The sequence below is a fragment of the Streptomyces sp. RP5T genome, assembly GCF_003933965.1.
GTDB lineage: Bacteria > Actinomycetota > Actinomycetes > Streptomycetales > Streptomycetaceae > Streptomyces.
In genome coordinates this window covers 1-7,632 of sequence record NZ_RSAJ01000415.1, presented here as the reverse complement: position 1 = coordinate 7,632, position 7,632 = coordinate 1, and the positions used below count along the sequence as shown (strand labels likewise).

The following is a 7,632-nucleotide window of genomic DNA, read 5'->3' as shown; positions in this document are numbered from 1 at the left end:
CGTCATGGCGAACGACGGCAGGACGGAAGTGGGCCTCCGGGTGGACGAGGAGTGGCCGGAGGCGGCGATGAACGGCCTGGTCTCGTGTACACCGCCACAACCCGGGAAGGCATGGGGGAACGGATGATCGCAGTGACGGAGGAGGGCTCGGGCCGGGAGCGCCGCTCGGCGACAACGGCGGGCGCCGACGACGTCCGTGACGTCGTCCGCGCCGCTGTGGTCGCGGCGTCGCCGGATTCTTTCGAAATAAACCGGAACTGACTGCGTAGTTGCATCGTTGCAGGTTACGAGAGGGTAAATTCACCTGAACGGAGGTACGCCGCAGTAGAGGGTGACGACATCCACCCAGGCGAGATATGTTCGGTTGTGAGAGAAAGGCGCAGGCCACACCTCGCAAATCCGAATGCCGTGCCCGCGGGATTTCCACCATCACCCGCGACGGTGGAATGGAGATCTTGCCCGCGGGGGAGGAGGTGGACGTCACCGAGTCCATAGGTTCCGGGGCTCACCGGGGCCTGGTGCAAAAGGGAGATGCTCCGCATCGAGGCGGAGCGATCCGGGAACGGAGTTCTGCGTGGACATCGTCGTCAAGGGCCGCAAGACCGAGGTGCCCGAGCGGTTCCGCAAGCACGTGGCCGAGAAGCTGAAGCTGGAGAAGATCCAGAAGCTCGATGGCAAGGTGATCAGCCTCGACGTCGAGGTGTCCAAGGAGCCGAACCCCCGACAGGCCGACCGCTGTGACCGAGTGGAGATCACGCTCCGCTCCCGCGGTCCGGTGATCCGGGCGGAAGCGGCAGCCAGCGACCCGTATGCGGCACTCGACCTGGCGGCGGAGAAGCTGGATGCCCGGCTGCGCAAGCAGCACGACAAGCGCCACACGCGCAGGGGCGCACGGAGGCTCACGGCGGCCGAGGTCGCCGACCACGTTCCGGACGCGGCCACCCTCAACGGCAACGGGCTTCCCGTCCACGACGAAGAGCCGGACGGTGTGCCCACCAAGAGGATCGGCTCGCTGGAGATCAAGGGTGAAGGCCCGCTCGTCGTCCGCGAGAAGACCCACGTCGCCTCCCCGATGACCCTCGACCAGGCGCTCTACGAGATGGAGCTGGTCGGGCACGACTTCTATCTGTTCGTCGACTCCGAGACGAAGGAACCGAGTGTCGTCTACCGGCGGCACGCCTATGACTACGGCGTCATCCACCTGAGCACGGACCCGATGGTCGCCCGGGCGCACTCTCCCGCGGCCGGCGACACGACGGGCAGCTGACCCTCCCGGACGACAGCTGAGCCGGTGCCCCTGGAGCGCGTGTGCGCCCCCAGGGGCACCCGCGTGCGACCATTGCGCGCCTCGCTCTGTCACCGCACTGTCGTCCGGGCATGAAATCATGGCTCCATCGGCCCAACCGGTGGGTCGTTGCCTTGGGTTGGCGATGGCACAGGACCAGCCACAGCCTTCAGGGGGAGGAACGATGGCGGACAGCTTCGGACCGCTGCACGGCCACAACGCCGGCGACGGCGTCGTCGGCATGAGCGCGGACACGGGCTCTCCACGCAAGGAGCCGATCCGGGTTCTCGTCGTGGACGACCACGCACTCTTCCGGCGCGGACTGGAGATCGTGCTCGCGGCCGAGGAGGACATCCAGGTCGTGGGGGAGGCGGGCGACGGCGCCGAGGCCGTCGACAAGGCCGCCGACCTGCTGCCGGACATCGTGCTGATGGACGTGCGGATGCCCAAGCGGGGCGGGATCGAGGCCTGCACCTCCATCAAGGAAGTAGCACCCAGCGCCAAGATCATCATGTTGACGATCAGCGATGAGGAAGCCGACCTCTACGACGCGATCAAGGCGGGCGCGACCGGATATCTCCTCAAGGAGATCTCCACGGACGAGGTGGCCACCGCCATCCGTGCCGTGGCCGACGGGCAGTCGCAGATCAGCCCGTCCATGGCGTCGAAACTGCTCACCGAGTTCAAGTCGATGATCCAGCGCACGGACGAGCGCCGGCTCGTGCCGGCCCCGCGGCTGACGGACCGTGAGCTGGAAGTCCTCAAGCTCGTCGCCACCGGGATGAACAACCGCGACATCGCGAAGGAGTTGTTCATCTCCGAGAACACCGTGAAGAACCATGTGCGCAACATCCTGGAGAAGCTGCAGCTGCACTCCAGGATGGAGGCCGTCGTCTACGCGATGCGCGAGAAGATCCTAGAGATCCGCTAGCTCCCTCACGAGGGCCTCGCGGAGTTCCGGAGCGTCCACCCGCTCCACGCGCACGTCCGTGCAGTCCACCCAGCTCGCCGCCTCGACCAGCGCCTGGGCCACCGCCGGAACCGCCTTCGGGCCGTCCAGAGTGACCTGCCTGGCCACCAGCGTGCCGCCCTCCCGGGCCGGGTCCACGCGACCGACGAGACGGCCACCGGCCAGCACCGGCATCGCGAAGTAGCCATGGATCCGCTTGGGCTTGGGGACGTACGCCTCCAGCCGGTGAGTGAAGCCGAAGATCCGCTCCGTGCGGGCGCGCTCCCAGATCAGGGAGTCGAACGGGGACAGCAAAGTGGTGCGGTGGCGGCCGCGCGGAGGTGTCTCCAGGGCCGCGGGATCGGCCCAGGCGGGCTTGCCCCAGCCCTCGACCGTGACCGGCACCAGGCCCGAGTCCGCGATGACCGCGTCGACCTGTTCGCCCTTGAGGCGGTGGTAGTCGGCGATGTCCGCGCGGGTGCCGACCCCCAGCGACCGGCCGGCCAGACCGACCAGGCGGCGCAGGCACTCGGTGTCGTCCAGCTCGTCGTGGAGCAGGTCGGCCGGGACGGCGCGCTCGGCGAGGTCGTACACGCGCTTCCAGCCGCGGCGTTCCACGCAGACCACCTCGCCGTACATCAGGGCGCGCTCGACGGCGACCTTGGTGCCGGACCAGTCCCACCACTCGCTGGTCTTCTTCGCGCCGCCCAACTCCGTGGCCGTCAGGGGGCCTTCCGCGCGGAGCTGCTTGATGACCTGGTCGTAGGTGCCGTCCGGGAGCTGGTGGTTCCAGTGCGGGCGGCTGCGGTAGGCGCGGCGGCGGAAGGCGAAGTGGGGCCATTCCTCGATGGGCAGGATGCACGCCGCGTGCGACCAGTACTCGAAGGCGTGCGTGTCCTCCCAGTAGGCGCTCTCCACCTTCTTGCGGCCCACCGCGCCGAGACGGGCGTACGGGATCAGCTCGTGGGAGCGGGCGAGGACCGAGATGGTGTCGAGCTGGACCGCGCCGAGGTGGCGCAGGACGCCGCGGACTCCGGCCCGGCGGTCGGGAGTGCCCAGGAAGCCCTGGGCGCGCAGCACAATGCGGCGGGCCTCGTCGGCCGAGAGGTCGGTGGTGGGAGGCGGAGTCGTCATGGGTCCGAACGATAGAGGCCGGCACTGACAACGCGAGGGGAGCCGCGGATCTACCGGGGCGCGGGAAGGTACTGCGCCGTCGACGGCAGGCCCAGGTCCGAGGGCAGCAGCGAGCCCACCCAGCAGTCCCGGCGCACGCCCTGGTGGGCGATGCCGGAGCGCAGGACGCCCTCGATGACGAAACCGGCGCGCTCCGCCACCGCGCGCGAGGGCTGGTTGCCGACTTCCGCGCGCCACTCCACGCGGTCGATCGACAACTCGGTGCAGGCCCAGCGGGAGGCGGCGAGCACGGCCTCGGTGACGTAGCCGTTGCCGCGGTGTGCCTTGGTGGCCCAGTAGCCGATCTCGGCCGTGCCCGGCGCGCGCATGGTCAGTCCCAGCATGCCCACCAGCTCCTCGCCTTCGGGCAGGTGTGCGGGGAGGAAGAGGCCCCAGGTGAACATCGTGTCGTTCGCCCAGCCCGCCGGGGACAGTTGCTCGGTGAAGCTCTGGGCGTGCTCCACCAGGTAGGGCGAGGGGATCGTGGTCCAGCGCAGGATGTCGGGGTCCTGCACGGCCGCGAGGACGGTCTCGGTGTCCCGCGGGGCGGGCGGGCGCAGCAGGAGACGGTCCGTGGTCAGCGTGACGGGTTCCATCGGCCGATTCTGCTCAGGTGTTCGGTGTGGACGCCAACGGTTTCGCTGTCGGTGAGCGAGTGATCACAATTCGCGCAAATCGTGGGCGGGCCGCGGCACCATCGGCCTTGCCCGTCCGTTGTCCCCTTTGAAGCAGATTTGAAAGAGCTGACAGTCGGCGTACCCGGCAGGCCTCCCGACGCGGCGGGGTCCTCGCATACGATGGCCGTTGCTCAGTAAGTCAAATGGAAACCGACCGTCCCAGGCCCGATCGGCAAGGAGACCAACCCCCGTGTCCGTCCTCTCGAAGATCATGCGTGCAGGCGAAGGCAAGATCCTGCGCAAGCTGCACCGCATCGCGGACCAGGTCAACTCCATCGAAGAGGACTTCATCGACCTCTCCGACGCCGAGCTGCGGGCCCTCACCGAGGAGTACAAGCAGCGGTACGCCGACGGCGAGAGCCTGGACGACCTGCTTCCCGAGGCGTTCGCCACGGTGCGCGAGGCCGCCAAGCGCGCGCTGGGCCAGCGCCACTACGACGTGCAGATCATGGGCGGCGCCGCCCTCCACCTCGGCTACGTGGCCGAGATGAAGACCGGTGAGGGCAAGACGCTCGTCGGCACCCTGCCCGCGTACCTGAACGCGCTGTCCGGCAAGGGCGTCCACCTCATCACGGTCAACGACTACCTGGCCGAGCGCGACTCCGAGATGATGGGCCGCGTCCACAAGTTCCTCGGTCTCAGCGTCGGTTGCATCCTCGCCAACATGACGCCGGCCCAGCGCCGCGAGCAGTACAACTGCGACATCACCTACGGCACGAACAACGAGTTCGGCTTCGACTACCTGCGCGACAACATGGCCTGGGCCAAGGACGAACTCGTCCAGCGCGGCCACAACTTCGCCATCGTCGACGAGGTCGACTCCATCCTGGTCGACGAGGCCCGTACGCCGCTGATCATCTCCGGCCCGGCCGACCAGGCCACCAAGTGGTACGGCGACTTCGCCAAGCTGGTCACCCGCCTGAAGAAGGGCGAGGCCGGCAACCCGCTCAAGGGCATCGAGGAGACCGGCGACTACGAGGTCGACGAGAAGAAGCGCACGGTCGCCATCCACGAGTCCGGTGTCAGCAAGGTCGAGGACTGGCTGGGCATCGACAATCTCTACGAGTCGGTGAACACCCCTCTGGTGGGCTACCTGAACAACGCCATCAAGGCGAAGGAGCTCTTCAAGAAGGACAAGGACTACGTCGTCATGGACGGCGAAGTCATGATCGTCGACGAGCACACCGGCCGTATCCTCGCCGGCCGCCGCTACAACGAGGGCATGCACCAGGCGATCGAGGCGAAGGAAGGGGTGGACATCAAGGACGAGAACCAGACCCTCGCCACGATCACCCTCCAGAACTTCTTCCGCCTCTACAAGCGCCACGACCACAACGGCAAGGAAACGCCCGGTCTGTGCGGCATGACCGGTACGGCCATGACCGAGGCCGCCGAGTTCCACCAGATCTACAAGCTCGGCGTGGTGCCGATCCCGACGAACAAGCCGATGATCCGCAAGGACCAGTCGGACCTGATCTACCGCACCGAGGTCGCCAAGTTCGAGGCGGTCGTCGACGACATCGTCGAGAAGCACGAGAAGGGCCAGCCGATCCTCGTCGGCACGACCTCGGTCGAGAAGTCCGAGTACCTCTCGCAGCAGCTGAGCAAGCGCGGCGTCCAGCACGAGGTGCTGAACGCCAAGCAGCACGACCGAGAGGCGATCATCGTCGCCCAGGCCGGCCGCAAGGGTGCCGTCACCGTCGCCACGAACATGGCCGGCCGTGGTACCGACATCAAGCTCGGCGGCAACCCCGAGGACCTCGCCGAGGCGGAGCTGCGCCAGCGCGGCCTCGACCCCGAGGAGCACATCGAGGAGTGGGCCGCCGCGCTGCCGGCCGCCCTGGAGAAGGCCGAGCGGGCGGTCAAGGCGGAGTTCGAAGAGGTCAAGGAGCTCGGCGGCCTCTACGTCCTCGGTACCGAGCGGCACGAGTCGCGCCGTATCGACAACCAGCTGCGCGGTCGTTCCGGCCGTCAGGGCGACCCCGGCGAGTCCCGCTTCTACCTCTCTCTCGGCGACGACCTGATGCGGCTGTTCAAGGCCCAGATGGTCGAGCGCGTGATGTCGATGGCGAACGTCCCGGACGACGTCCCGATCGAGAACAAGATGGTCACGCGCGCGATCGCGTCCGCGCAGTCGCAGGTCGAGCAGCAGAACTTCGAGACCCGTAAGAACGTCCTGAAGTACGACGAGGTTCTCAACCGCCAGCGCGAGGTCATCTACGGCGAGCGCCGCCGCGTCCTGGAGGGCGAGGACCTCCAGGAGCAGATCGTCCACTTCATGGACGACACGATCGACGCGTACGTCGCGGCGGAGACCGCCGAGGGTTTCGCCGAGGACTGGGATCTCGACCGGCTGTGGGGCGCGTTCAAGCAGCTCTACCCGGTCAAGATCACCGTCGAGGAGCTGGAGGACGCGGCGGGCGACCGCGCGGGTCTGACCGCCGAGTACATCTCCGAGTCCATCAAGGACGACATCCACGAGCAGTACGAGGCGCGCGAGGCGCAGCTCGGCTCCGAGATCATGCGTGAGCTGGAGCGCCGGGTCGTGCTGTCGGTCCTGGACCGCAAGTGGCGCGAGCACCTCTACGAGATGGACTACCTCCAGGAGGGCATCGGCCTGCGCGCGATGGCCCAGAAGGACCCGCTGGTCGAGTACCAGCGCGAGGGCTTCGACATGTTCACCGCCATGATGGAGGGCATCAAGGAGGAGTCCGTCGGCTACCTGTTCAACCTGGAGGTCCAGGTCGAGCAGCAGGTCGAGGAGGTCCCGGTCGAGGACGAGAAGCCGTCCCTGGCCAAGCAGGACTCCGTTCCGGCGCAGGCCGGCGCGCGTCCCGAGATCCGCGCGAAGGGGCTCGACGCCCCGCAGCGCAGGGACCTGCACTTCTCCGCACCGACCGTGGACGGCGAGGGCGGCGTCATCGAGGGCGAGTTCGCCGACGACGACGAGCCCGTGCGCTCCGAGGCGGACGGCCTCACGCGCGCGGAGCGTCGCAAGCAGTCCCGTGCCCGGGGCCGCCGTAAGAAGTAGTGCCCACGGCGTGCTGGACGCCGTGCAGGGATCGACGTGACGGCGCGTGTGGCGCCGGGGCGTACGAAGGGCCGGTCACCTCGGGGTGGCCGGCCCTTCGCCGTGTGGGTCACCCGCCGGCCGCTCCGGGCTCCTCGTCGTCCCCGGGCCCTTCAGCCGTCTCCGGGCCCTTCAGTCGTCCTGCGGACGGGGAGCCCGGGGGCCGCCCAGTTCCACCGCCGTGCAGCGCCAGCGCAGGTCCTGGCCCTGCTCCAGGCGGAAGGCCATGGCGCGCAGCTGGTCGCCCGCGCCGATGCGGGCGAAGGCCTCCAGGGCGCCGTCACGGGGGACGTAGTACCCGATGTCCCGGACGACCGGACGCGCGCCGCGGGTGCGCAGGGGGCCCCGCTCGGCGAGCCAGGCCAGCTCGTCGTAGGCGCGGCCCGCGGTGTGCCGGAGCATCGAGTGGACGGGGCGCTGGCCGCTCAGGACCGCGAGCAGGAGATCGGCGAAGAGGTCGGTGGGGCGGGGCTGGGGG

General features: G+C 68.5%; 6 protein-coding genes. 3 read left to right on the top strand and 3 right to left on the bottom strand.

Annotation, left to right across the window (positions count from 1 at the left end):
- The first annotated feature begins 574 nt into the window (after positions 1 to 574).
- Both raiA and EHS43_RS31785 read left to right on the top strand, forming a co-directional pair.
- Positions 575 to 1,267 carry a ribosome-associated translation inhibitor RaiA gene (gene raiA, locus EHS43_RS31790; protein WP_125194141.1) on the top strand — a complete coding sequence of 231 codons (693 nt, stop codon included), beginning with the start codon at positions 575 to 577 and terminating at the stop codon, positions 1,265 to 1,267.
- Between the two features lie 202 nt (positions 1,268 to 1,469).
- Complete coding sequence (locus EHS43_RS31785; protein ID WP_125194140.1) at positions 1,470 to 2,216, top strand: response regulator transcription factor; 747 nt, start codon at positions 1,470 to 1,472, stop codon at positions 2,214 to 2,216.
- Here the strand turns inward: EHS43_RS31785 and EHS43_RS31780 are convergent.
- Positions 2,202 to 3,368: a winged helix-turn-helix domain-containing protein gene (locus EHS43_RS31780; RefSeq protein ID WP_125194139.1), complete on the bottom strand. Its 1,167-nt coding sequence runs from the start codon at positions 3,366 to 3,368 to the stop codon at positions 2,202 to 2,204. The genes EHS43_RS31785 and EHS43_RS31780 overlap by 15 nt on opposite strands.
- 50 nt (positions 3,369 to 3,418) lie before the next feature.
- On the bottom strand, positions 3,419 to 4,003 hold the full coding sequence (locus EHS43_RS31775) for a GNAT family N-acetyltransferase (protein WP_125194138.1): 585 nt from the start codon (positions 4,001 to 4,003) through the stop codon (positions 3,419 to 3,421).
- A 271-nt stretch (positions 4,004 to 4,274) separates the two neighbouring features.
- On the opposite strand from EHS43_RS31775, the gene secA reads away from it, so the two are divergent.
- The gene (gene secA, locus EHS43_RS31770) at positions 4,275 to 7,115 is read left to right on the top strand and encodes a preprotein translocase subunit SecA (RefSeq protein WP_125194137.1); all 2,841 of its coding nucleotides are present in this window, start codon (positions 4,275 to 4,277) and stop codon (positions 7,113 to 7,115) included.
- Between the two features lie 171 nt (positions 7,116 to 7,286).
- Here secA and EHS43_RS31765 read toward each other — a convergent pair.
- Positions 7,287 to 7,632: Rv3235 family protein (locus EHS43_RS31765; RefSeq protein ID WP_260470802.1), on the bottom strand; the 346-nt coding region annotated here is incomplete at its 5' end.